Here is a 21,589-nt window from a genome sequence, read left to right as displayed (position 1 = left end):
GCCATGAGCCACCACGAGCTCATCGAATCGCTGCGCCAACGGGCGGAGGAAAAAGCCCGGGAAATCCGCCGCCAGGCGGACCAGCAGGTCGAACAGCTCAGGGCCGAGGCGGCGGCTCGGCTCGCGGAGGAAACCGCCCTGTCGGCCCGCCGGCAGCGCAGAATCGCCCGCGAGGAACACGCCGCGGTGCTCACCGAAGCCCAGCGTCAGGCCCGGCAGCTCAGGACCGAGGCAGCCAACGCCCTGGCCGAGCGGCTTTACCTGGCGGCCCGCAAGGCCCTGTCGGGGCTCAGGGAAACAAATCCGCAGGGTCTGTTCGGCGCCCTGGCCGCGGAACTGCCCGACCTCGACTGGGAACAGATCCGCGTCAACCCGGCCGACGAAAGCCTGGCCCGCCGCCAGTTCCCGGAGGTGGCCATCGCCACCGATCCAGAGATCGCCGGAGGCATGGAGGCCGTGGCCCACCAGGGCCGCGTGCGCATCGACAACACCCTGGGCAAACGGCTCGAGCGTGCCTGGGATACCCTGCTGCCGGGCCTGCTCGAAGATCTGGCCGCAAAAGTGGAAAAGCCATGACCCTGCTCAGGGAGCTTCCCTTTCCGGGTTACCCGACGCCTTACCTGCTGTCCCGACTGCGGGCGCGCAGCGCACGCCTCACCCGCGACTGGCAGGCGGCCCTGCGCCAGGGCGCACCTGCCGGGGCCTCCGAGGAGGAACTCTGGCGCGACCTGCTTAAGGAACATGCCTGGGTCTACCGGCAGCTGAACACCCGGCTGCGCCGCCGCTTCGCCCCGGCGTTCTGCTTTTTCGAAATCCGCACCCTGGTCCTGGCCCTGCGCAACCGCAAGGCCCGCGAGGCGGGGCGGGTCGAGGAGGTTCTGGAGCAGAGCCTGCTCGACGGCAGGCTTCTCAAGCCCCTGCGCAGCATCGGCTCCTTCCAGGCGGCGATGACCGGGCTGGCCAGGCAGCTGGCCCGTGAGGCGCCCGATTTTGCGCCGCTTCTGGCCTACGCCGAGCAGGGTGAGCTGCGCCCCTTCGAAAATGCCCTGGCCGGGGCAATGCTGGCCCACGCGACCCATGGCTGCCGGCATCCCCTGGTTCGTTTTTTTATCGCCAGCCAGATCGATCTGCGCAACCTGTTCGCCCTGGCCAAACACCAGCGCTGGCAGCTCGAAGAGATTCCCGAACTACTGCCGGGCGGACAGCTGCCCCATACTAGAATGACAGCGCTGATCCGGGCCGGTCGCCTCGAAACCCTTGAGCGTCTGGTGCAGCGCACCCTCGGACCGGCGATCCAGCTCGCCGACCCCAGACTGGAAATCGCCCTGCTGCGCAGGCTCTCGGAGAAGATCCGCCGGCAGGCCAGGGATTACGAGGAGGCCGGGCCGGTGCTCGATTACCTCTGGCGCCGCACCCTCGAAACCCGCAACCTCGGGGTGCTGCTGAGCGGCAGGGACCTGCCCGAGGAGACCCTGGCCGCGGAGCTGATCGCATGAAACGCATCGTCTTTCTGACTCCCGCCGACGCCCGTTACGGCTTCAGCCTGGCCGGGGTCACCCAGTTGACCCTGGAACCCGAGGAGGTCGACCGGGCCCTGGGGGAGATGGTCCAGCAGCCGGAAACCGGGGTGGTGGTGATCGACGAGCGGCTGGTGCCGGCGATCCCGGAAAAGAAGCTGCAGGAGATCGAAAAACGCTGGCCGGGGCTGGTCATCGTGCTGCCGGCGCCGGAAAAACCGGAAATCGAAATCGAGGATTACGCCCTGCGCCTGGTGCGCAGGGCCATCGGCTACCAGGTGAGGCTCAATCTATGAAGGGGCGCATCACCGGCATCTCCGGCCCCACGGTCACCGTCGACCTCAAGGGCCTCAAGCTTTACGACCGGGTTTCCGTCGGCGGCGCCCGGCTGATGGGCGAGGTGGTGCGCCTGGAGCGCGAGCGGGCCATCGTGCAGGTCTACGAAGACACCCGCGGCCTCGGGCTGGGAGAACCGGTGCAGGGCGTGGGCCGGCCGCTGACGGTACGCCTCGGGCCCGGCCTGCTGAACCAGATGTTCGACGGCCTGCAGCGCCACCTGAGCTGGATCTTCCAGAAGGACGGCCCCTTCATTCACGCCGGCCGCGAGGCGCCGCCGGCCGAGACCGTCCACTGGCGCTTCACCCCGGAGAAAAAACCGGGCGAGCAGGTGATGACCGGCGAAATCATCGGTTGCGTGGAAGAGGGGCCGTTTCGCCATTGCATCCTCTCCAGCCATTCGGGGACCCTGGCCGAGGTTGCCGAGGGCGAACTGGAGCCCGGCAAGCCCGTCGCCACCCTCGAAGACGGCACCAGGATCCTGCCCAGCCACGAGTGGCCGGTGCGCCGCCCCCGCCCCTACCGCAAAAAGCTCGCCACCCAGCTGCCGCTGGTCACCGGTCAGCGCTGCATCGACTTCCTGTTCCCCCTGGCCCGCGGCGGCACGGCCATCTTCCCCGGCGGGTTCGGCACCGGCAAGACCATCCTCGAGCAGTCCATCGCCAAGTTCGCCGACACCGACATCGTCATCTACGTCGGCTGCGGCGAACGGGGCAACGAGATGGCCGAAATGCTCGAGGAGTTCACCACCCTGCGCGCCCCCTGGACCGACCAGGAGCTGATGGCCCGCACGGTGGTCGTGGTCAACACCTCGAACATGCCGGTGGCCGCCCGCGAGGCCTCGATCTACACCGCCGTGACCATGGCCGAATATTATCGCGACATGGGCTACCACGTGCTGCTGCTGGCCGACAGCCTGTCGCGCTGGGCCGAGGCGCTGCGCGAGATCTCCTCGGCCCTGGAGGAGATGCCCGGCGAGGAGGGCTACCCCACCTACCTCGCCTCGCGGATGGCGGAATTTTTCGCCCGCGCCGGGGTGGTGGAGACCCTCGGCGGCCAGACCGGCTCGCTGACCATGATCCTCTCTGTGTCGCCGCCGGGGGGGGATTTCACCGAGCCGGTCACCCAGGCCTGCCTGCGCACCACCGGCTCGTTTCTGATGCTCGACACCAGCCTCGCCCACCGCCGCCACTTTCCGGCCATCAACTGGTTCCAGAGTTTTTCCCTGTACGAGGAGGAGGTCACCCGGCACTTCGGCGAACAGGTCGACCCGCGCTGGGGCGAACTGCGCCAGCAGTGCCGCGAGGTGCTGCAGCGCGAGGAGGGGCTGCGCGAAGTCGCCGAGATCGTCGGCAGCGAGGGCCTGCAGGACAGCGACCGGCTGCTGATGAAGGCCGCCGAGCGCATCCGCCAGGAGTTTCTGGCGCAGAACGCCTACACCGAAGACGCCTTCTCCCCGCCGGACAAGACCCTGGAGCGCATCGGCGGCATTCTCGATTTCTACCGCGGCGCCAGAGAGCGCTTGGCGAAGGGGGAGTTTCTGGATGACATTTTGAAGGAGTGTTCTTGAGAAGGTAAAGGCTGAATGGCAAATGGGACGCAGATCAAATCTGATCAAATCGGATTAAGACCCTTTTGGGGCCGCGTGGAATCCGACTGATCCGTCGGATCAGACCGATCGGTCGGATCGGACCGCGGCCAAGGCGAGGCCAATCAGCTTCGCTTCGCCAACCACTAATCACGCATTACGCATTACGCATCACGGACTTAAACCATGAGACTTGCCGAACACAGCTACGGGACCATCGCCTCGATCCAGGGGCCGCTGCTTTTTGTCGAGCAGGTGGTCAGCGTGCGCATGGGCGAGGTGGTGAAGATCCACTTTCCCGACGGGCGCGAGATGGAGGGGGAGGTTCTCAAGATCGAGGGGGATACGGTGCTGGTGCAGCTGTTCGGCGAGAGCCGGGGGCTCGACGTGGAGAGCACCCGGGTGGTGTTTTCCGATGCGGTCAAGCAGGCGCCCCTCTCCCTCGAAGTGCTCGACCGGGTCTACAACGGCTCCTTTCAGCCGCTGGACGGGATGCCGATGTTCATCCCCGAGCGCCGCGTGCCGGTCACCGGCTACCCGCTCAACCCGGTGGCGCGGGCCCGCCCGGAGCAGTTCATCGAGACCGGCTTTTCCACCATCGACGGGCTCAACACCCTGGTCAAGGGGCAGAAGCTGCCGATCTTCTCCAGCGCCGGGCTCCCTTCCCGGGAGATCGCCGCCGGCATTCTAAAAAACGCCCGCCTGGCCGGGGCCGAGGAGGAAGGCGCCCAGCGCTTCACGGTGGTCTTCGTCGCCCTGGGCCTGACCTACCACGAATATTCCTTTTACCGGCGCACCCTCGAGCAGATGCGCACCAGCTTCGTCGCCTTCATCAACCTCGCCGACGACCCGGTGGTCGAGCGGCTGCTGGCGCCCCGCTTCGGCCTGACGGTGGCCGAATACCTCGCTTTCGAGCACGGCATGGACGTGCTGGTGGTGATCACCGACATGACCAACTACTGCGACGCCCTGCGCGAGGTCTCCACCGCCCGCGAAGAACTGCCCGGCCGGCGCGGCTACCCCGGCTACATGTACTCGGACCTGGCATCGCTTTACGAGCGGGCCGGGCGCATCAAGGACCTGCCCGGCTCGGTGACCCAGATCCCGGTGGTCACCATGCCCGAGGACGACATCACCCACCCGATCCCCGATCTGACCGGCTACATCACCGAGGGGCAGATCGTGCTCAGCCGCGAACTGCACCAGAAGGGGATCTTTCCCCCCGTGGACGTGCTGCCGAGCCTCTCGCGGCTGATGCAGCGGGGGATCGGCGAGGGGCGCACCCGCAAGGACCACCGCAAAATCGCCAACCTGCTCTACAAGCATTACGCCAAGGGGCGCGACCTGCGCAGCCTCGAGGCCATCGTCGGCCGTGACGGTATGACCGAGGCCGACCGGCTGATGCTCGATTTTGCCGAAACCTTCGAAAAGGAACTGGTTCACCAGGGGAGCACGCGGCGCGATATCCAGCAGACCCTCGACGCCGGGCTGGCCTTGTTCGCCCGTTTCAAGCTGGAGGCCGGATGATTCACCCGACCCGCACCAACCTGCTGATGCTCAAGGGCAAGACCGCCTCGGTGGCCGGCAGCATCGCCATCCTTAAGGCCCGCCGCCAGGCGCTGATCCGCGAGTTTCTGACTGCCATTGCCCCCTTTCTCGACTCGCGCGACGCCATCCGCCGCGACTACCGGCTGGGGCTGACCGAGCTGCACCTGAGCCAGGGGCACGAGGGGCGCGAGGTCATCGAATCGCTGGCCGCCATCGGCGAACGGGAGATCGGGGTGGACATCCAGCAGAAAAACGTCATGGGGGTCCGCTACCGCGATCTGACCGTCCACGGCGAGCTGGTCCGCACCCCCGAGGAGCGCAGCTACGATTTCGCCGCCACCACGGCGCACCTGGAGGAGTCGTATTTCCTGTTCGAAAGAATCGTCGAGGCCATGCTCGAGGTGGCCACCTTCGAGAGCAAGCTGAAAAAGCTCGGCGAGGAGATTCAGAAGGTCACCCGGCGCTCACGGGTGCTCGAGGAGAGGGTGCTGCCCAAGCTCAACCGGCAGATCCGCAGCATCGCCCAGTATATCGGCGAACGCGAGCGCGAAGCCTACTTCAGGCTCAAGCGCTTCAAGGACCGCCGCGAGCAGTGAACAGGGTCAGCGCGGGTGGTGGATTTTCCCCGACCCGGCGATTCGCGAATCGAGCTCCTCCGGCTCAAGCGCCAGGTGGATTTGGCCGCTGCCGTTGACGGTCGCCTTCAGGTGTTTCTCGACCTTGAGGACAGCCCGCCCCGAGCCGTTGATCTGGATCTTGCCCGTGTGCGCCCGCAGCTCATCCAGGACCATCTCGCCGCTGCCATTCACTACGGCGGACAGCTCCTCGACCCTGCCCGTAGCGGCGATTTTGCCCGAACCGGAGATGACCAAGGCCAGCTCACTCCCCTTCGCCTGCTCGAGCCGCACCGAACCCGAACCGTTGACGGTCACCCCCTCGAGATCTGGAACGCGCAGTTCGATGCGGATGGGATTGGCCGTAACGAAGTCGTTTTCCGCAGAGATGATCAGGGTCCCCTCCCGTACCTCCGTGCTGATCACCGCGAGGAGATTGTCGTCGGCGGTCATGGTGAGATCCGACTTTTCCCCCGTGGCGATCCGTACCTCGGCTGGAATATTCAGCCACAGCTTCACAAAATCGCCGACTTCGCGCCTCCGGGTCTCGAGAACCCCGGATCCATGGGTCCTGTCCGCTTTTTCCCCGCCCTCGGTCACCTGGCCGTCGATGATCACTACCGTGGAGCCCGCTCCCTGAGCGCCGCCCGCATCAACGCTTACCCAGGTGCCGGCAAAGGCGCCTGCACAGCCAAGGAGCAATGCCAGGGTGAAGAGCAGATTTTTCATGGCCATCCTCCTAATGAAAAACCAGCCGACCACCAAGATAACCGGCCCAGGCAGCAGCTCCGCAACAGAGCAGTTCCAGAAGCACGAACAGCCAGCTCAAGGGCTCCGCGGTGTACAGCAGTTGGGGAAACAGCCAGCGCAGAGCGCTGGCGCCGAGCCCCGCGACCAGGGCCAGCAAGCCCAGGAACAGCTTTTTTTTGAACACCGGAACCCAGGCCCCTTGGTAATCTTTTCGCCATTCGACCAGCCCGGTCACCAGGGTGGCGAAAATCCCGGCGGTGCCGACCAGCAAGGTGAAAAAGACGGCCTTTTCCAGGTCGGGGTTGCCGGTCAGCAGAAACAGGAAAAGGAACAGGAGCGAGGTGGGGATCAGGCCGTTGGCGAAATGAACCGAGATGGCATGCATGTGGATTTTGATCTTCCGCACTCTCCACGCCCTTCCTTCGTTTCAGCGCTCCCGCAGTTTGCGCAGCTTCGCCACCGCCTCGTCGTACCAACTCTGCATCTGCTGGAAGTGCGCCTCCTCCATATCCGCCAATTCCGACAGCAGTTTTTTCTCGGCCTCACCCTCGACCTCGGCCGCGGCTTGCCGATAAAATTCGATGGAGCGCCGTTCCCGGCGCCGGGCGATGGCATAGACCTCGGCTATTTTTTCCAATTCTCGGATGGTCCTCTTCACTCCCGGCCCCCTGCCGATGGTGGCGGCACGCTCGCCCCGCGAAATTGCTGTTACAATGAAAAGTGCGCACCCTCAGTCGCCTGTGCGCCTACTGCCCGCCCCCTGGAGGTGAACCGTGAACCAGCGCCCTGCATCACCGCAGCCGAAAGAGCCGGGGAAAACCTTCATCGTTCTCTGCCTGGGCCTGATCGCCCTGCTCTACCTGCTGAATATCGGGGTCGGGGTGATCGAGCTCATCCCCGACAATATCCCCCTTTTGGGCAACCTCGACGAAGCTGCCGCGGTGGCCCTGCTGCTGATGTGCCTGAGATATTTCGGTCTCGACCTGACCAACGTATTCACCAAGGACCAGGATGGCACCCGCAGCCTCCGCAAAGGGGGATAGCTCAACGCGCCCCCTTCCCTTTGCCAAGCCGCGCGAGCCATTGCTCCATGTCCTTGGGCAGCAGCGGCTGTCGGTACCTCACCACCCCATCGACATCGACCAGGAGCACCGTCGGCACCCCCCAGATACCCACTGCGGCGGAGACCTCGAATTCGTGATCGAAGGCCAGGGGATAGGCGATATCGTGTTTCTCCCGATAGGCCCGCGCCCTCTCTACCGAATCGTTGACCCCGGCATTGATCGCCAGAATCTTCAGCCCCTTGGGCCCGAGTTCCGCCGCGGCCTTCTTGATGTTGGGCAGCTCCCGTTCACAGTTGGGACACCAGGTGGTCCAGAAGACCAGCAGCAAGGGATGTCCGAGCAGATCGGCCCGGGTGATTCGCTCTCCCTCGAGGGTGAGCAGGGAAAATTCCGGCAGTAGGTCGTCGTTCCCCTGGACGCCGCGAGGGGGCGTCGCCAAACCGAAAACGGTCAACAGAAAAAGTATCAGCATTCCACGATAAATACGCATGCGATCCTCTCAAAACCATGCCTGCCCGGCCCGCAGCAGAAAGTATTCCGCCAGCACGATCAGCAGCAGCCCGAGCATTTTCTTCACCGCCAGCATCCAGCGCCCCGGCCTGGGCAGGGCCGCGAGCAGTCCAGCGAAAGTTCCGACCACCACCAACAGCATCCCCATGCCGAGGGAGAAGGAGAACAGCAGTGTCGCCCCGTAAAACAGGCTGCCCGTGGTTGCGACGTAGGTCAGCAGCCCGAACAGCACCGGGGAGGTACAAGGTGAGGTCACCAGCCCCGAGGCGGCGCCGACCAGAAAGGCCCCGACCATCCCCCCCCGGCCCGACCCGGTCCATTTGACCTGGGGGAGAGTCGGCATGGGCAGCACCTCAAGGATATTCAGGGCAAACAGGATCAGCAGGTTCGCCACCACCACCTGGGCCCAGGCGCTGCTGCTGATCTGCCCGAAAAAACTGCCGCTCAGGGCCGCGATCATCCCCAGCAGGGCATAGACCAAGGCCATTCCCAGGACATAACTGAGCGAAAGAGAGAAGGCCAGCAGGCGCTTGCGCTTATCCAGCGCGCGAGCGCCAACGTAACCCGAAACAATGGGAATCATCGGGTAGAGGCAGGGAGACAGGCTCGCCAGGACCCCGCCGACGAAAGCGGCCGCCAGGGCCATGGGGGGCGCAGCATCGAGATAGGCTCCCAGGTTGCCAGAAAGATCGGTCACTCCGTTACTCCATTCATCGGCGTGTCGCCCTGCGGTTGAAGTACTAATAATTTACCATATAAACCCGCCGCCGCCTGGAACCAGCGAATCTCGAGCCTGTTGCCCGGACCCTGGAGCAGTGGGACCATCCTTCAGATCGCGGAATTGGCCGGATTGTTGCACTTTCACTACGCAGAAAACCGCATCCAGACTGAAAGGGAGCAGCCATGAGCGAGCTTTCCAGCATACTCCTGGCCATCGCTGTCGGCGTCATTCTGCTTGGCCGCATGGCCATGCCTTTCTGCAAAAGGCTGGATGATCGCCAAAAGGCGGTCGAGCGGGCCGCCGCCAGTGAGTTGGCCCGCCTAAAGGGCAAGCTGAAACCCGGGATTTACACTTTCCGGTGGACTGGAGGCCAATTACTCGAGCCGACGGCCGACCATTCGGTCGAAGCGACTCGCAACCGCGAAGTGGTACTTAGGTTTGTCGATGGCAACAGGCAGGAGCGTCAGATCTGCGACATGCCCCTGCCTATCAAACAGCAACTGCTCGAGCAGATCCGCTCGGCTCTCGGCGGAAAAACCCAGGGTGAAGCCTCATGATCAAGTCAATGGATACCAGCGTTTCCGGACTCCGGGCAATGGCGGGCAAACTGGCAGTTCACGCCGACAACATCGCCAATGCCGCCAGCGACGGCTTCAAGAAAAGCCGCACCATCCTCGCCGAAACCGAGGCCGGAGGCGTTACGGCCCGGGTTGAGAAGGTTCAGGAGCCAGGACCGGTGATTCAGGAAACATCCGGCGAGCGGGAATTGTCCAACGTCGATCTGGCCGAGGAGGCCGTCGCCATCATCCCCACCAAGGCCTTCTACACAGCCAATCTCAAAGTACTTGAGACCTCCGATCAAATGATCGGGTCCCTGATCGACATCAAAGGGTGAGCCATCACCCTCCTCCCCCCCAACGCTGACCGTCCCCTCTGGCGACGGCAGCGAAACCCTGCGGAATGACAGAGTTAAATTTCGTCGCAAATTCGGTCCCTTTCGCTACTTGACTGGGCCTTTTTCTGCGATAGAAATAATAAGTACATGGTTGTCCATTTCCCATCATCCCACCTTCGCCCACCCCTTCCGGACATACCTGTAGCCGGTCAACATCCGCAGCAATAGGGAGTCTTTACATGACGTGGATTACGGACACTCTCAACCAGGCCCTGGGCGGCGAGGAACTGAGATCCATCAGCCGCCAAATCGGCGCCGATGAACAGGCCACGGCCAATGCCCTGCAGACCACCCTGCCGGTGCTCATCGGCGCCCTGCAACGCAATGCCACGCAAAGCGGGGGGGCCGAACAGCTTTTCCAGGCCGTCTCCCAGGATCACGACGGCAGCCTGCTCGACCACCTCGGCTATTTCCTCAATCATGCGGAAGCGGGTGCCGGCGAGGAAATCCTTGGGCACCTCCTGGGGCCCAGGCGGCCCAGTGTGGAGGCCGGTCTTAGCAGGGCCAGCGGCCTCGATTCGAGGTCCATGGCCAAACTGCTGACCATTCTTGCGCCGATGGTCATGGCCGCCCTGGGCAAGGCCCATCGCAACGGTCAACTCGACTCCCGCGGCATCAACGACCTGCTCAACCAGGAAGCTCAGGCGGTCGAGCAGCAGAACCCCCAGGCCATGGGGGTCCTCAGCCGCCTGCTCGATGCCGACAATGACGGCGATGTGGATATGGGCGACCTGGTACGACACGGCTTCGGGCTGCTGCGCAGAATCCTGCATTGACCCAGCCACCGCGCACCTGCCTCCGAAGCCTGATTGCAACCCAAGCCAAGGAGGAGCAGATATGGCACTTCTGGATTTCGTGAAGGACGCCGGCGAGAAGCTCTTCGACCTCTTCTCCGGTGCAAGCGAAGAAAAAAACAAGGAAGCCGCGAACAAATTGACCCAGGTGATCAGCGGGCTCGGCCTGCGGGCCGACAATCTGATGATCCGGTTCAAGGACGGCATCGCCAGCATCAGCGGCACGGCCCCCTCCCAGGAGGAGAAGGAAAAAATCCTGCTGGCCGTGGGCAACACCCAGGGGGTGGCCAAGGTCGACGATCAGCTCAAGGTCGCCAAACATGAGCCCGAGGCGAACTTCTACACGGTGAAAAGCGGCGACACCCTGTCCCGGATCTCCAAGAGCGTCTACGGCGATCCCAACAAGTACATGCTGATCTTCGAAGCCAACAAGCCGCTGCTCAAGGACCCGAACAAGATCTACCCCGGCCAGATGCTGCGCATCCCGCCGCTGCACTAGGCCCATAACAAAAAGGCCCGACCGGCGAACGCTGGTCGGGCCTTACTCTTTTCCACCCTTTGGGATCCAACCCTTTGGGCGAGCAAAGGGTTGGGCGGCGTCAGGGGCCGCGTCCCTTGGGTTTTGACTTTGGTTTTAATCAATCAGCCTGGAAAAACTTTCAAGCTGACCAGAAACGGATGCTCCATCCCCGCTTCCGCAAGCAACTCCTCCACCCTCCCCGCCCCATCTGCAACAACCCGGCTCAGCCCATGCTTCTTTTCCAGGTAGACCAGCACCGCGAAGTTCCCGGTCAACGCAACCCCGAAGGTCTCCAGCATCCGCCGAGTCGCCTCGGCTTCCATTTGCGCGCCGAGGCCCTGAGTGGCCGCGACATAATGGGTCGGATAGGCCACCACCTCCCGGTCGAGCCCGCTCAGAAAGGCCTGCTTCTCCAGGGGGTGCAGATCGCCGAAATCGACGGCGCACCAGTCGCTGTTGCGGGTGGAAAGCAGTGAGCGGCAGGAAAAAGGCCGGCTGGCGTAGATGCCACAAGCCCCGTCTTCGGTGAGAAAGGGACAGAACCCGACCTTACGCCGGTGCAGACGCAGATAGGATTTCAAATCGCCGGCCTCCGGCAGCATCTGCCGCAGGCGTTCCACGTGTTCGCCCAGGGAGGCGTCCTGGGCTGCGGTCAGCACCTCGGCTGCCAGCAGCGCCTCGCTGAAGGTGGCGTTGACCGCCAGGTTGCAGCAACCGCGGCACCCCCGCGCGCACCAGATCCGGCCGCCGGCGTCGGAGTAGCGCCCAAGCCACTCACGGCAGCTCTGGTCAAATTGTCCATGTTGCCGCCCGAGGTCGGCTTTGAGTCCGGCCCATGCCGACCTGCGGTCCTGAAACACTTCATTCTCCATGGTCGTCGACCTTGCGGATCAGGCCCTCCTGGGCCACCGAGGCCACCAGCTTGCCATCGCGGGTAAAAATGCTCCCCCGGCAAAGCCCCCGGGCGTTGCCGGCGCTGGGGCTGTCCATGGCGTAGAGCAGCCAATCGTCCAGGCGAAACTCCCGGTGAAACCACATGGCATGGTCGAGGCTGGCCGCCTGCACCTGGCGCTGCAGAAAGGACAGGCCGTGGGGGAGAAAGGCCGTGCCGAGCAGGGAGAAATCCGATGCGTAGGCCAGCACCGCCTGGTGCAGGGCCGGGTCATCGGGCAGGGCCGCGGCGGCGCGCAGCCAGAGCTGGCGCTGCGGGGGACGGGGCTCGGGCTCGAGGGGATCGTCGGGCGCCACCGGGCGAAACTCGATGGGCCGCGGCTGCAGCAGAAAGCGCCTCACCCGGCCCGAGGCCCTTTCGGCGGCACGCCGGCCGAGTTCGGCCTTGTCCGCCAACCCCTCGGGCCCAGGAACCTCGGGCATCTGCGCCTGGTGCTCCACCCCCTGCTCGCGGATCTGGAAGGAGGCCGCCATGTTGAAAATCGCCCGCCCGTGCTGGATGGCCACCACCCGGCGGGTGGTGAAGCTGCGTCCATCGCGGATGCGCTCCACGTCGTAGACGATGGGCGCCCGCGGGTCGCCGGGGAGCAGAAAGTAGCCGTGCAGCGAATGGGCCTGGCGCCCCTCCACGGTACGGGCAGCGGCCATCAGCGCCTGGCCGAGCACCTGGCCGCCGAAGACGCTTTTCTGGCCGACGTCGCGGCTTTCGCCGCGGAACAGATTCTCCTCGAGCCGCTCCAAGGTGAGGTGTTTGACCAGGTCCTGAACCAGGTTTTTCATGGCCGGCCGCTCAGCGGTTTTTCACCAGGGCCGAGATCGCCTTGAACTCCGGCGCGGTGGAGGCGCCCATCAATTGAAACAGCGCGGTCTCGGCAGTGGTCACGGTGGCCCCGGCGCGGGCGGCGTTTTCCAGGGCGTTCAAGTAGTCGATTTTGCCCCGGGAGATGATGGCGTCGCGTACCAGGTGCACGTGGTAGCCGGCGTCGAGCAGGCCGAGCACCGTCTGGTAGACACAGACATGGGCCTCCATCCCGGTCACGATGATCTGCGAGCGACCCAGGGATTTAAGCGTCTCGAGAAAGCTCGGCTCCCCGCAGCAGCCGAAGCTGACCTTCTCCACCAGCTTGTCCTGGCAGGCCTGGGCCAGATCGGAAACCGTGCGCCCCAACCCCTTGGGGTACTGCTCGGTGGCCACCACCGGCAGCTTGAGATGGCGGGCCCCCTCGACCAGGAACTGGATGCTTTTCAGCGTCTGCCGGTAGACTTTTTCGGGCATGGCGGGGATCAGCTTCTCCTGCACGTCCACCACCACCAGCGCGGCTTTATCCTTGTCAAGCTTGAAACGGGAAATATCCTGGCTCATGGGCATCCTCCTGGGCTGGGGATAAAAAGCTCAAGCCTTCTGCGGCTCGGCCAACTCGGCCTCCGCGACGCGATCCCGCGAATGATCCCGGGCGATAAGCATGTAGATGGCCGGGATGATGAACAGGGTGAACAGGGTGCCGACCGCCATGCCGCCGACCAGCACCAGACCGATGGAATTACGCGCCGCGGCGCCGGCGCCGGTGACCAGGGTCAGCGGAAAGTGCCCGGCGATGGTCGCCGCGCTGGTCATGAGAATCGGCCGCAGGCGGGTCAGGGCCGCCTCGTGCACCGCCTGGCGCTTGGTCAGCCCCTGTTCCTGCAACTTGTTGGCGAACTCGACGATAAGGATGCCGTTTTTCGAGACCAGCCCCACCAGGGTCACCAGTCCGACCTGGGAATAGATGTTGAGGGTGGTGGTCCACCCGTGGGTCCAGAAGGCGACGCTCGGATCGGGGATCTTGAGAAAGGTGAAGAGCAGCGCGCCGAACATGGCCAACGGCACCGAACCGGCGAGGATGACGAAGGGGTCGCGAAAGCTGTTGAACTGGGCCGCCAGCACCAGGAAGATCAGCACCACCGCCAGGCCGAAAGCCGGCAGAAAGCGGTTGCCCTCGGTGCGCAGTTGGCGCGACTCCCCGGTGTAGTCGAGTACGTAGCCCTGGGGGAGGATCTTGGCCGCCTGGTCCTCCAGGTAGGTGAGCGCTTCGTGCAGGGGGCGCACCGCCACGCCGCTGATCATCACGGCGTTGAGCTGCTGGAAGCGGTTCAGCGAACGGGGGACCGTGGTGCTTTCGATGGTGGCGATGGTGCTCAGCGGGATCAGCTGACCGCTGGGGCCGGTGACGTAGATGTTCTTCAGCTGTTCGGGGTTGAGCCGGTCGACCCGCTGGATTTGCGGGATGACCTTGTAGCTGCGCCCGGCGATGTTGAAGCGGTTGACGAAATTGCCCCCCAGCATCGAGCCCATGTCGGCGCCCACCTGCTCGAGATTGAGCCCGAGGTCGGCCACCTTGTCGCGGTCGATGACGATTTCGGACTGGGGCTGGTCGATCTTGACGTCGATGATCGGCGGGAAGGCGAACATGCCGCTCTGCATGGCCTTGAGCTGGATCTGCTGGGCAAACTGCAGGATCTGCTCGGGCTCGGCGGTGGAGGCGATGACGAACTCCACGGGGAACTGGCCGCCGCCGGGCAGCGCCGGGGGCGTCACCGGGAACATGCGGATCCCCGGAATGGCCATGAGTTTCTGCTGCACTTCCGGCATGATCTCGAAAACGGTGCGCTCGCGCTGCTCCCAGGGTTTGGTCACCATGCCGCCGAAGCCGCCGGTCGGGAAAGTGATCTGGAAGGTGAAATCCGTCTCGGGAACGCCCATGAAGGCGTCGTTGGCCGCCGCCGCGTAGCGGCTGGTCTGATCCAGGGTCGAGTTGGCCGAGGCGTCGAGGATGCCGAAGATGACCCCCTGGTCCTCGGTGGGAGCGAGTTCAACCGGCGACATGGTGAACATGGGGACCGCGAGCAGGCTGATCACGATCCAGACCAGGTAGACCGCCGGGCGGGTGCCGAGGGTTACATCGAGCATGCGCCCGTAAAGCCCGCGGAACCATTTGAAGCCCTTAGCGATGCGCAGAGCCAGGCCGTGCTCCTCGATCCCGGGCTTGAGCAGCTTGGCCGACATCATCGGCGAGAGGGTCAGGGCCACCACCCCGGAGATGGTGACGGCCCCGGCCAGGGTGAAGGCGAACTCGCGGAACAGGGAGCCGGTCAGCCCGCCCTGCAGGCCGATGGGGGCGTAGACCGCCGCCAGGGTGATGGTCATGGCGATGATCGGCCCGACCAGTTCGCGGGCCCCGAGCAGCGCGGCGTTGAGCGGCGATTCGCCGAGGCTCAGATGGCGCTCGACGTTCTCCACGACGACGATGGCGTCGTCGACCACCAGGCCGACGGAGAGCACGATGGCCAGCAGGGTCAGCAGGTTGATGGTGAAGCCGAAGGCCTGCATCAGGAACACCGCGCCGATCAGCGACATGGGGATGGCCACCACCGGGATCAGCACCGAGCGGAAAGAGCCGAGAAACAGGAAGATGATGACCACCACGATCAGCAACGTGTCGCCCAGGGTCTTGAGCACCTCGTGGATGGCGCTGTCGATGTAGGCCGTGGCGTCGTAGGCGACCCGGGCCTGCATGCCGCTGGGCAGGTCCTTCTGGATCGCTTCCATTTCCGCCGACACCCGCTTGATGACGTCGAGGGAGTTGGCGTTGGGCAGGGGCCAGATCCCCATGAACACCGCGGTCTGCCCGGAGAAGCGCACCTCGGCGTCATAGTCCTCGGCACCCAGCACCACCTCGGCGATGTCCTCGATGCGCACGATGGCGCCGCCCTGCTCGCGCACCACCAGGCGCTTGAACTCCTCCACCGAGCGCAGGTCGGTGTTGGCGGTCAGGTTGACCTGGACCAGCGAACCCTTGGTCTGGCCGACGGCGGAGAGGAAGTTGTTGGCGGCCAGCGCCTGGCGCACCTGCACCGGGGTGATGTTGAAGGCGGCCATCCGCTCGGGCTTGAGCCAGATGCGCATGGCGAAGGTGCGGGCGCCGAGGATGTCGGCCCGCTGCACCCCCTCGATGGCCGAGAGGCGCGGCTGGACGATACGCACCAGGTAGTCGGTGATCTCGTTCTGCAGCAGCACATCGGAGGTGAAGCTCAGGTAGGCCGAGGCGAACTGGCTGTCGGCCGACTCGATGTTGATGATGGGGACTTCGGCCTCGGGCGGCAGGTCGTTGCGCACCTGGTCCACCTTGGAGCTGATCTCCGCCAGAGCCTTGGTCGAATCGTAGTTGAGCTTGAGCCGCACCTTGATGGTCGAAAGCCCCAGCTTGCTCTCGGACTGGAGATAGTCGATGCCGTCGGCCGCGGCGATGGCCCGCTCGAGGGGCGTGGTGATGAAGCCGCGCACCAGGTCGGCGCTGGCCCCCACGTAGACGGTGGTGACGGTGACCGTGGCGTTCTCGCTCAGCGGGTACTGACGCACGTTGAGCGAGCGGATCGCCTGCAGTCCGGCGATGATGATCACCAGGCTGACCACCAGCGACAAAACCGGGCGGCGGATGAAGAGATCGGTGAATTTCATAGAGTTAAGGTTTGGTTTGAAAAAAGATCATTAAGGCCTGGCCGGGTCGGACCCGACGGATCTGTCCGATCGGTCGAATCAGACGCGGCCGAAGCCCAATTATCGGTTCAGTTATTCTCCACCGTCGGCGCCAGCTTGAACTCGGGGGACAGAGTGTTGTCCACCACCACCGCCTGGCCGTTGCGCAGTTTGAACACGCCGGTGCTCACCACCGTTTCGCCTTCCTCCAGGCCTGAGGCCACGGCGACAAAATCCCCGTGCTTGCGCCCCAGGCGCACGAACTGCTGGCGCAGAACTTTCCCAGCTTCAGCCCCCTGCTCGGCAGGCTTCTCTTCGACCACGAACACCGAGTCGCTGTACGGGGCATAGAGCACGGCGGTGGCCGGAATGGTCAGCACCGGATCCTGCACCGGGCGCACCACGGCGACGCTGGCGAACATCCCCGGGCGCAGCTTTTCCCCGGGGTTGGGAACCGTGGCCTGCAGGCGGATGTTGCGGGTGGCGGCGTCCACTTCGGGGTTGATTGCAGTGATGGTCCCTTCGATGGTCTCTCCCGGCAAAGCGTCGGTGGTGACCCGAACCGCCATCCCCACCCCGAGTTGCGTCAGGTCCTGCTGGGGGAGCAGGAAATTGGCATAGATCGGGTCGGGCGCTTGCAGCGATACGATGGCCTCCCCTTCGTTAAGGATCTGCCCAAGGTTGACCAGACGAATCCCCAGCCTGCCGCCGAACGGTGCACGCACGGTTTTCTTCTCGATGGTGGCGCGAATGTTGTCCGCCTCGGCCACCGCCTGCTTGTAGGTCGCGGAAAACGAATCGTACTCGGCCTGGGAGATCACCCTCTGCTGGAGCAGTTCCCGATACCGGTCCAGATTGCTCCTGGCCAGGGCGACCGCGGCCTCGGCGCCGGGCAAGCGGGCTTTCTCCGAAGAGGTGTCCTGGCGCAGCAGGATATCCCCCTTCTGGACCGTGCTCCCCGCTTCGAACTCGATACCGACCACCTTGCCGGAGAGTTCGGCGGAAACCGTGACGCCGCGCACCGCCTCCAGAGAGCCGACGGCGGTCAGCAGCGATTCCCAGGAATCCTTTTCGGCAACCGCCGTGGTCACGATTTCCGGCGGCGGCACGAACTGGCTCCCCTGGGCGATCATTTTTCGAATCTGCAGGGTTTTGATGCCGGCGATGCCGGCAATCAGCAGGATGAGACCTAACAGGGTAATCAGTATGCGTTTTGTCATGGCCTTGTTGATCGATGGGGAGAATCTCTCCCGGATAAAAAGAGGAAAACGGCTTCGGACCCCGAAAGCCGTATTTTACCACACCAATGCTATCCCATAAATATCACTCAGGCTAAGCCGTTTCCCCAGGGGATGTCAATGAACAAAACGATCATTCGCAGGGGGAAAAGGGTCCCTGGACTGTTGCCAATTGTACCTATGGTGCTCATCTGTGCCGGAAGCGGCGGCCGGGACCGTCATGGAACTGCCTGTGACCATGAAAATAACGGTCATGGCTCCTGTAATGGCGCTCCAGTTTGTCGAAATGGCGGTCGAAAGTGCCGAAGTGCCTGCCGTGATGCCTGTGGAGGTGGTCATGTCCCCTTCCGTAATGGCCAAAATGCCTGTAGAAATGCCCCTTGCGCCTGTCGCAATACCCCGAGTGCCCGCTCCAGTGACGCCCGGAGAGCCAAAACAGCGACAAGGCATCAGCAGCAAGATACCGCGAATCGAGCACCTCCGGGGAGTCGATATACCCGAAGCCAAGGCGAACCTGGCCGGCGGAGACCGGCGCCGCCAACAGCAGAACTCCGCAGATTAACAACATTACCAGGGGAAGAAAAAACTTTCCCAGCGAGTGGGCCGGATAAGAAGCAGCGTATTTCATACTCATACTCCTTTCCCAGGAATTGGAGCCTGTCCTGATACAGACTCCCTTGCTTCCACTTTAGGACGCACGCCCCCCGCTGGTGTGTAAAGACTCGGGCAACCTAGGTAAAGTTTTGTAATTTGGCCCCGATCTGCTCCTCTACAAATGGTCCTCAGCCAGAATATCCGCCGAACCCGGCTATCTACCCGCGCGGTTCGGTTCCTACCCGCTCGCCGGTTATCCCCAGGGCCCTCAACCCCTCCACCAATCGCACCCCGCCCTGCGACCTGAAAAAGGAGCGGATAGCGCCCGCCGTCACGACACCGATCCCGGGTATGCTGGAGAGCGCCTGTTCATCGGCAGCCAGCAAATCAGCCAGGGTCGCGAAATGCTCGCCCAACCGGCGGGCGGTTGCCTGGCCGACACCGGGAATCCCCAGCGCGGCCACCAGGCGGTATAGCGGCGGCCGGCCGACTACGCGGATGGCAGCGACGAGATTTTCCGCCGAGCGATCCCCGAACCCGGGTACGGCAGCGATCTCGCTGGCCCGCAAGCGGAACAGATCGGGAAGACCACCGATCAGCCCAGCTTCCACCAGCCGTTCGATGCGCCCCCGGCCCAAGCCGGAAATCCCCAACCCTTCCCTCGAGGCAAAATGGGTCACTCGTGCGACGAACTGCTCGCGGCATGCGGCGGATTCCCGCAGGCACTGGCCTGCCTTGGGTTTCACCCCATCCAGGGCTATCTCCAACTCCGCCCGCTCGCCGGAGGCCCTCCCGATCACCTCGGTCAGTTGGGGGATGACGTCCCCGACCAGGGCGACAACCACCTCGTCGTCGGGGGCAACCCCGAGCCGGACCACCTCGGACTGGCTGTGGAGGGAAACCCTCTGCACGCGGATTCCGCCGATTTTCACGGGGTTCACGATGGCCACCGGGGTGCGGCGACCGGTGCGGCCGACGCTCCATTCGACCGCGACCACCCGGGTGACGGCGGTTGCGGGCGGAAATTTCCAGGCCGCGGCCCACAGAGGAGCCCGGCTGCCCTCCCCCAGTCTGTTGCGCAGCGCCAGGGAGTCTGCTTTGACCACAATGCCGTCCATGGCGAATGGCTGCTCCTCGCGCTCACGAAGATAATGCCGGTAGACCGAACGCACGTCACCGAGTGATCGCGCCCGATGGGTGTGCTCGAGAAGTACCGGGAAACCCCAATCCCGCAGCCGCTGCAAGGCGAGTAAATCGCTCTCTGGAGGTCCGTTTTGGGGAACTGGATTGACCCACTCGAAGGTAAATAGCCGCAGGCAGGCGGTGCCTTCTACATTGGGCTGCCCGGCGCGCAACGCCCCTGCGGCCAGATGCCGGGGGGTCGCATAGGTCCCGGCCAAGCCCCCCCGTTGCCGGCGATAGAGTTCCAGGTCGGCATAAACCTCCCCGCGCACCACCAACCTGGCGGGGAACCCGCCGTGCAATTGCAGGGGAACCCCCGGAATCTCCCTGGCCCGGGCAGTGACATCTTCCCCCGCCTGTCCGTCGCCGCGAGTCGCTGCTGACACCAGTTCGCCCTTCTGATAGATCAGCTCCACCGGAAGGCCGTCGACCTTGGGCTGAACCAGCAGCGCCACTTCGCCCTCCCGCTCCCCCTCAAGCCGTCCAAGCAGTTTTTCCACCGCCTCGGGCCCGCTTCCCGAAGTCAGGCTGAGCATCGGGCGCTCATGGACCACCCGCGTATCGTCCGCGACCCTGCCGCCGCCGACCCTCCCGGTCGGCGAATCCGCCGAGGCCAGTCCGGGAAAGCACTCTTCCAAGTGGACCAACTCGGCGAACAGCCGATCATACTCCGCATCGGATATTTCCGGACGCAACTCCTGGTAATAGAGGCGGTTGTGATGCTGGATCTCGGCCCCCAGGCGCGCGATCCGTTTAGCGGCAGTATCCTCCGCAAGTTCGGGGCAGGGCCCACCGGCCCCCACTGGAGCGGGCAGCAGCAACAGGGTGAATAACCAGGGAAGGAGCCAAAGAACCATGGGTGATCTCCCGTTGAACGAGGCATTGTCTTAAAATGCAGACTGTACTGAAGGCGGAAAGGTTTGAGCGTATTAATCGAAGATCGCCCCGTCAAGGGGAAAATGCCTCAATACTTTGAAATTATTCACGGGAGGAAGATTCGCGGATGGGATAGCGGGGCGACGGGGCGGGACGTGAAAAATGGGGAAAAGCCCGGTGCAGCCTTCTGGTCGGCAGGCCACACCGGGCGGAAATGGCTTGGAATCGATGATTCAGCGGGAACGCAGTTTCGAAAGCAGGCGCAGAAGCTCCAGGTAAAGCCAGACCAGGGTCACCACCAGGCCGAAGGCCGCGTACCACTCCATGTATTTCGGCGCCACGCCGTCACCCCGCTCGATAAAGTCGAAATCGAGCACCAGGTTGAGGGCCGCGATCACTACCACGAACAGGCTGAAGCCGATGCCGACCACGCCCGATTCGTGGATATAGGGGATCTGCCACCCGAAGAAGGAGCCGATCCACCCGGCCAGGTAGACCACGAAAATCCCGCCGGTGGCGGCGACGATGCCGAGGCGGAAGTTCTGGGTCGCCTGAATCAAGCGCGACTTGTAGGCCATCAGCAGACAAAAGGCCACCCCGAAGGTCAAAGCCACGGCCTGCAGAACGATTCCTGGGAAACGCGCCTCGAAGAAGCCGGAGATTCCCCCCAGGGCCAGTCCTTCCAGCACCGCATAGGCGGGCGCCAGGGCCGGCGCCCAGTTGGCTTTGAAGATCGTGACCAGGGCGACGACGGCCCCGCCGATCAGCCCGGTCATCATCCAGGGCATGACCGCCTGGGGACCTTGGTTGTAGAGCAGGTTCCAGGTCCAGGCGGCGCCGATCACGATCAGGGCCAGCAGGGCCACGGTCTTGTTCACCGCCCCCTGCAGGGTCATGGTCTCGACCCCTGGCAGAGACTGGCTGAAGACTTTTTCTTTCAGGACGGGGTTGGTGGTGCGCATTGCCTCCTCCTTGCGGATAGAATTGATGTCGGACGGGTTATTTTTCCACCGGCAGCCCGGCGCGACGCCAGCCCGCCATGTGCCCCTCGAGAAGCTCGATGTTGCGGTAGCCTGCCAGGCCGAGCAGGGATTTGGCCAGCTGGGCGCGGGGACCGTGCTCGCAGGTCACCACCAGCAGAGCCTCCTTGTCCCGGGGCAGATTCGCCATCCGCAGCAGGATCTTCAGGGCCGGTGCGTGCACCGCCCCGGGGATGTGGCCCGACCTGAATTCGAAACCGCTGCGCACATCGACGATGCAAGGCGCCTTGCCGGCCTTCAACTGTTTTGCGAGAACCTTGGCCTGCATTTATTGCCTC

General features: G+C 64.0%; 25 protein-coding genes. 11 read left to right on the top strand and 14 right to left on the bottom strand.

The window, feature by feature from the left end:
- Window positions 1-3 precede the first annotated feature (3 nt).
- The 6 genes from DESUT3_RS09180 (at window position 4) to DESUT3_RS09155 (ending at window position 5,585) form a co-directional block, all read left to right on the top strand.
- The gene (locus DESUT3_RS09180) at window positions 4-576 is read left to right on the top strand and encodes a V-type ATP synthase subunit E (protein ID WP_221252183.1); all 573 of its coding nucleotides are present in this window, start codon (window positions 4-6) and stop codon (window positions 574-576) included.
- A complete protein-coding gene (locus tag DESUT3_RS09175; RefSeq protein ID WP_221252182.1) occupies window positions 573-1,496 on the top strand; it encodes a V0D/AC39 family V-type ATPase subunit in 924 nt (307 codons plus the stop codon). The genes DESUT3_RS09180 and DESUT3_RS09175 overlap by 4 nt, the downstream gene beginning before the upstream one ends.
- The gene (locus DESUT3_RS09170; RefSeq protein WP_221252181.1) at window positions 1,493-1,813 is read left to right on the top strand and encodes a V-type ATP synthase subunit F; all 321 of its coding nucleotides are present in this window, start codon (window positions 1,493-1,495) and stop codon (window positions 1,811-1,813) included. Before DESUT3_RS09175 ends, DESUT3_RS09170 begins: the two co-directional genes overlap by 4 nt.
- Window positions 1,810-3,423: a V-type ATP synthase subunit A gene (locus tag DESUT3_RS09165; RefSeq protein ID WP_221252180.1), complete on the top strand. Its 1,614-nt coding sequence runs from the start codon at window positions 1,810-1,812 to the stop codon at window positions 3,421-3,423. Before DESUT3_RS09170 ends, DESUT3_RS09165 begins: the two co-directional genes overlap by 4 nt.
- A gap of 204 nt (window positions 3,424-3,627) precedes the next feature.
- Window positions 3,628-4,968 carry a V-type ATP synthase subunit B gene (locus DESUT3_RS09160; protein WP_221252179.1) on the top strand — a complete coding sequence of 447 codons (1,341 nt, stop codon included), beginning with the start codon at window positions 3,628-3,630 and terminating at the stop codon, window positions 4,966-4,968.
- Window positions 4,965-5,585, top strand: coding sequence for a V-type ATP synthase subunit D (locus DESUT3_RS09155; RefSeq protein ID WP_221252178.1), 621 nt, complete (start codon window positions 4,965-4,967; stop codon window positions 5,583-5,585). Before DESUT3_RS09160 ends, DESUT3_RS09155 begins: the two co-directional genes overlap by 4 nt.
- Window positions 5,586-5,591: 6 nt before the next feature.
- Here DESUT3_RS09155 and DESUT3_RS09150 read toward each other — a convergent pair whose 3' ends face one another.
- From DESUT3_RS09150 to DESUT3_RS09140, 3 genes are read right to left on the bottom strand one after another with little or no spacing between them, the layout of a single operon-like run.
- On the bottom strand, window positions 5,592-6,332 hold the full coding sequence (locus DESUT3_RS09150) for a head GIN domain-containing protein (protein ID WP_221252177.1): 741 nt from the start codon (window positions 6,330-6,332) through the stop codon (window positions 5,592-5,594).
- A 10-nt stretch (window positions 6,333-6,342) separates the two neighbouring features.
- Window positions 6,343-6,759 (bottom strand): DUF2231 domain-containing protein, encoded by a 417-nt coding sequence (locus tag DESUT3_RS09145; RefSeq protein ID WP_221252176.1) that lies wholly within the window; start codon window positions 6,757-6,759, stop codon window positions 6,343-6,345.
- Between the two features lie 21 nt (window positions 6,760-6,780).
- The gene (locus DESUT3_RS09140; protein ID WP_221252175.1) at window positions 6,781-7,011 is read right to left on the bottom strand and encodes a ferritin family protein; all 231 of its coding nucleotides are present in this window, start codon (window positions 7,009-7,011) and stop codon (window positions 6,781-6,783) included.
- Between the two features lie 115 nt (window positions 7,012-7,126).
- Between DESUT3_RS09140 and DESUT3_RS09135 the strand changes: the two genes are divergently transcribed.
- Entirely contained in the window at window positions 7,127-7,396 is a 270-nt protein-coding gene (locus DESUT3_RS09135; RefSeq protein WP_221252174.1) for a YkvA family protein, read from the top strand.
- 1 nt (window position 7,397) lies between these two features.
- Here DESUT3_RS09135 and DESUT3_RS09130 read toward each other — a convergent pair whose 3' ends face one another.
- Both DESUT3_RS09130 and DESUT3_RS09125 read right to left on the bottom strand, forming a co-directional pair.
- Window positions 7,398-7,907 carry a peroxiredoxin family protein gene (locus DESUT3_RS09130; RefSeq protein WP_221252173.1) on the bottom strand — a complete coding sequence of 170 codons (510 nt, stop codon included), beginning with the start codon at window positions 7,905-7,907 and terminating at the stop codon, window positions 7,398-7,400.
- Window positions 7,908-7,916: 9 nt separating this feature from the next.
- On the bottom strand, window positions 7,917-8,624 hold the full coding sequence (locus DESUT3_RS09125) for a cytochrome c biogenesis protein CcdA (protein ID WP_221252172.1): 708 nt from the start codon (window positions 8,622-8,624) through the stop codon (window positions 7,917-7,919).
- A 206-nt stretch (window positions 8,625-8,830) separates the two neighbouring features.
- Between DESUT3_RS09125 and DESUT3_RS09120 the strand changes: the two genes are divergently transcribed.
- From DESUT3_RS09120 to lysM, 4 genes are all read left to right on the top strand, one after another.
- On the top strand, window positions 8,831-9,205 hold the full coding sequence (locus DESUT3_RS09120) for a hypothetical protein (RefSeq protein WP_221252171.1): 375 nt from the start codon (window positions 8,831-8,833) through the stop codon (window positions 9,203-9,205).
- Window positions 9,202-9,543: a flagellar basal body rod C-terminal domain-containing protein gene (locus tag DESUT3_RS09115; protein WP_221252511.1), complete on the top strand. Its 342-nt coding sequence runs from the start codon at window positions 9,202-9,204 to the stop codon at window positions 9,541-9,543. The genes DESUT3_RS09120 and DESUT3_RS09115 overlap by 4 nt, the downstream gene beginning before the upstream one ends.
- 239 nt (window positions 9,544-9,782) lie before the next feature.
- On the top strand, window positions 9,783-10,379 hold the full coding sequence (locus tag DESUT3_RS09110; RefSeq protein WP_221252170.1) for a DUF937 domain-containing protein: 597 nt from the start codon (window positions 9,783-9,785) through the stop codon (window positions 10,377-10,379).
- A gap of 61 nt (window positions 10,380-10,440) precedes the next feature.
- The gene (gene lysM / locus DESUT3_RS09105) at window positions 10,441-10,896 is read left to right on the top strand and encodes a peptidoglycan-binding protein LysM (RefSeq protein WP_221252169.1); all 456 of its coding nucleotides are present in this window, start codon (window positions 10,441-10,443) and stop codon (window positions 10,894-10,896) included.
- Between the two features lie 143 nt (window positions 10,897-11,039).
- Here the strand turns inward: lysM and DESUT3_RS09100 are convergent, their stop codons facing one another.
- The 9 genes from DESUT3_RS09100 to DESUT3_RS09060 form a co-directional block, all read right to left on the bottom strand.
- Window positions 11,040-11,789 carry a YkgJ family cysteine cluster protein gene (locus DESUT3_RS09100; RefSeq protein WP_221252168.1) on the bottom strand — a complete coding sequence of 250 codons (750 nt, stop codon included), beginning with the start codon at window positions 11,787-11,789 and terminating at the stop codon, window positions 11,040-11,042.
- Window positions 11,779-12,648, bottom strand: coding sequence for an acyl-CoA thioesterase II (gene tesB, locus DESUT3_RS09095; protein WP_221252167.1), 870 nt, complete (start codon window positions 12,646-12,648; stop codon window positions 11,779-11,781). The genes DESUT3_RS09100 and tesB overlap by 11 nt, the downstream gene beginning before the upstream one ends.
- Before the next feature lie 10 nt (window positions 12,649-12,658).
- Window positions 12,659-13,231, bottom strand: coding sequence for an isochorismatase family protein (locus DESUT3_RS09090; RefSeq protein ID WP_221252166.1), 573 nt, complete (start codon window positions 13,229-13,231; stop codon window positions 12,659-12,661).
- Between the two features lie 30 nt (window positions 13,232-13,261).
- Window positions 13,262-16,363 carry an efflux RND transporter permease subunit gene (locus tag DESUT3_RS09085; RefSeq protein ID WP_221252165.1) on the bottom strand — a complete coding sequence of 1,034 codons (3,102 nt, stop codon included), beginning with the start codon at window positions 16,361-16,363 and terminating at the stop codon, window positions 13,262-13,264.
- A gap of 107 nt (window positions 16,364-16,470) precedes the next feature.
- Window positions 16,471-17,601 (bottom strand): efflux RND transporter periplasmic adaptor subunit, encoded by a 1,131-nt coding sequence (locus DESUT3_RS09080; RefSeq protein ID WP_221252164.1) that lies wholly within the window; start codon window positions 17,599-17,601, stop codon window positions 16,471-16,473.
- Between the two features lie 205 nt (window positions 17,602-17,806).
- Window positions 17,807-18,247, bottom strand: a complete 441-nt coding sequence (locus DESUT3_RS09075; RefSeq protein WP_221252163.1) for a hypothetical protein — start codon at window positions 18,245-18,247, stop codon at window positions 17,807-17,809.
- Window positions 18,248-18,431: 184 nt separating this feature from the next.
- On the bottom strand, window positions 18,432-20,252 hold the full coding sequence (gene ligA / locus DESUT3_RS09070) for an NAD-dependent DNA ligase LigA (RefSeq protein WP_221252162.1): 1,821 nt from the start codon (window positions 20,250-20,252) through the stop codon (window positions 18,432-18,434).
- A 252-nt stretch (window positions 20,253-20,504) separates the two neighbouring features.
- The gene (locus DESUT3_RS09065) at window positions 20,505-21,233 is read right to left on the bottom strand and encodes a Bax inhibitor-1/YccA family protein (protein WP_221252161.1); all 729 of its coding nucleotides are present in this window, start codon (window positions 21,231-21,233) and stop codon (window positions 20,505-20,507) included.
- 37 nt (window positions 21,234-21,270) lie between these two features.
- On the bottom strand, window positions 21,271-21,579 hold the full coding sequence (locus tag DESUT3_RS09060; protein WP_221252160.1) for a rhodanese-like domain-containing protein: 309 nt from the start codon (window positions 21,577-21,579) through the stop codon (window positions 21,271-21,273).
- Between the last annotated feature and the right edge of the window lie 10 nt (window positions 21,580-21,589).

Origin of the sequence: Desulfuromonas versatilis (assembly GCF_019704135.1) — a bacterium.
In the GTDB taxonomy this organism is placed as follows: Bacteria; Desulfobacterota; Desulfuromonadia; order Desulfuromonadales; family NIT-T3; genus Desulfuromonas_A; species Desulfuromonas_A versatilis.
The sequence above is the reverse complement of the archived record's forward strand: the minus strand, read 5'-3'. Positions and strand labels throughout refer to the sequence as shown.

Coding starts and splice junctions, on each gene's coding strand:
- DESUT3_RS09180 (WP_221252183.1), top strand. CDS start 4: ATGAGCCACCACGAGCTCATCGAATCGCTGCGCCAACGGGCGGAGGAA.
- DESUT3_RS09175 (WP_221252182.1), top strand. CDS start 573: ATGACCCTGCTCAGGGAGCTTCCCTTTCCGGGTTACCCGACGCCTTAC.
- DESUT3_RS09170 (WP_221252181.1), top strand. CDS start 1,493: ATGAAACGCATCGTCTTTCTGACTCCCGCCGACGCCCGTTACGGCTTC.
- DESUT3_RS09165 (WP_221252180.1), top strand. CDS start 1,810: ATGAAGGGGCGCATCACCGGCATCTCCGGCCCCACGGTCACCGTCGAC.
- DESUT3_RS09160 (WP_221252179.1), top strand. CDS start 3,628: ATGAGACTTGCCGAACACAGCTACGGGACCATCGCCTCGATCCAGGGG.
- DESUT3_RS09155 (WP_221252178.1), top strand. CDS start 4,965: ATGATTCACCCGACCCGCACCAACCTGCTGATGCTCAAGGGCAAGACC.
- DESUT3_RS09150 (WP_221252177.1), bottom strand. CDS start 6,332: ATGAAAAATCTGCTCTTCACCCTGGCATTGCTCCTTGGCTGTGCAGGC.
- DESUT3_RS09130 (WP_221252173.1), bottom strand. CDS start 7,907: ATGCGTATTTATCGTGGAATGCTGATACTTTTTCTGTTGACCGTTTTC.
- DESUT3_RS09120 (WP_221252171.1), top strand. CDS start 8,831: ATGAGCGAGCTTTCCAGCATACTCCTGGCCATCGCTGTCGGCGTCATT.
- DESUT3_RS09115 (WP_221252511.1), top strand. CDS start 9,202: ATGATCAAGTCAATGGATACCAGCGTTTCCGGACTCCGGGCAATGGCG.
- DESUT3_RS09110 (WP_221252170.1), top strand. CDS start 9,783: ATGACGTGGATTACGGACACTCTCAACCAGGCCCTGGGCGGCGAGGAA.
- lysM (WP_221252169.1), top strand. CDS start 10,441: ATGGCACTTCTGGATTTCGTGAAGGACGCCGGCGAGAAGCTCTTCGAC.
- DESUT3_RS09100 (WP_221252168.1), bottom strand. CDS start 11,789: ATGGAGAATGAAGTGTTTCAGGACCGCAGGTCGGCATGGGCCGGACTC.
- tesB (WP_221252167.1), bottom strand. CDS start 12,648: ATGAAAAACCTGGTTCAGGACCTGGTCAAACACCTCACCTTGGAGCGG.
- DESUT3_RS09090 (WP_221252166.1), bottom strand. CDS start 13,231: ATGAGCCAGGATATTTCCCGTTTCAAGCTTGACAAGGATAAAGCCGCG.
- DESUT3_RS09085 (WP_221252165.1), bottom strand. CDS start 16,363: ATGAAATTCACCGATCTCTTCATCCGCCGCCCGGTTTTGTCGCTGGTG.
- DESUT3_RS09080 (WP_221252164.1), bottom strand. CDS start 17,601: ATGACAAAACGCATACTGATTACCCTGTTAGGTCTCATCCTGCTGATT.
- DESUT3_RS09075 (WP_221252163.1), bottom strand. CDS start 18,247: ATGAAATACGCTGCTTCTTATCCGGCCCACTCGCTGGGAAAGTTTTTT.
- ligA (WP_221252162.1), bottom strand. CDS start 20,252: ATGGTTCTTTGGCTCCTTCCCTGGTTATTCACCCTGTTGCTGCTGCCC.
- DESUT3_RS09065 (WP_221252161.1), bottom strand. CDS start 21,233: ATGCGCACCACCAACCCCGTCCTGAAAGAAAAAGTCTTCAGCCAGTCT.
- DESUT3_RS09060 (WP_221252160.1), bottom strand. CDS start 21,579: ATGCAGGCCAAGGTTCTCGCAAAACAGTTGAAGGCCGGCAAGGCGCCT.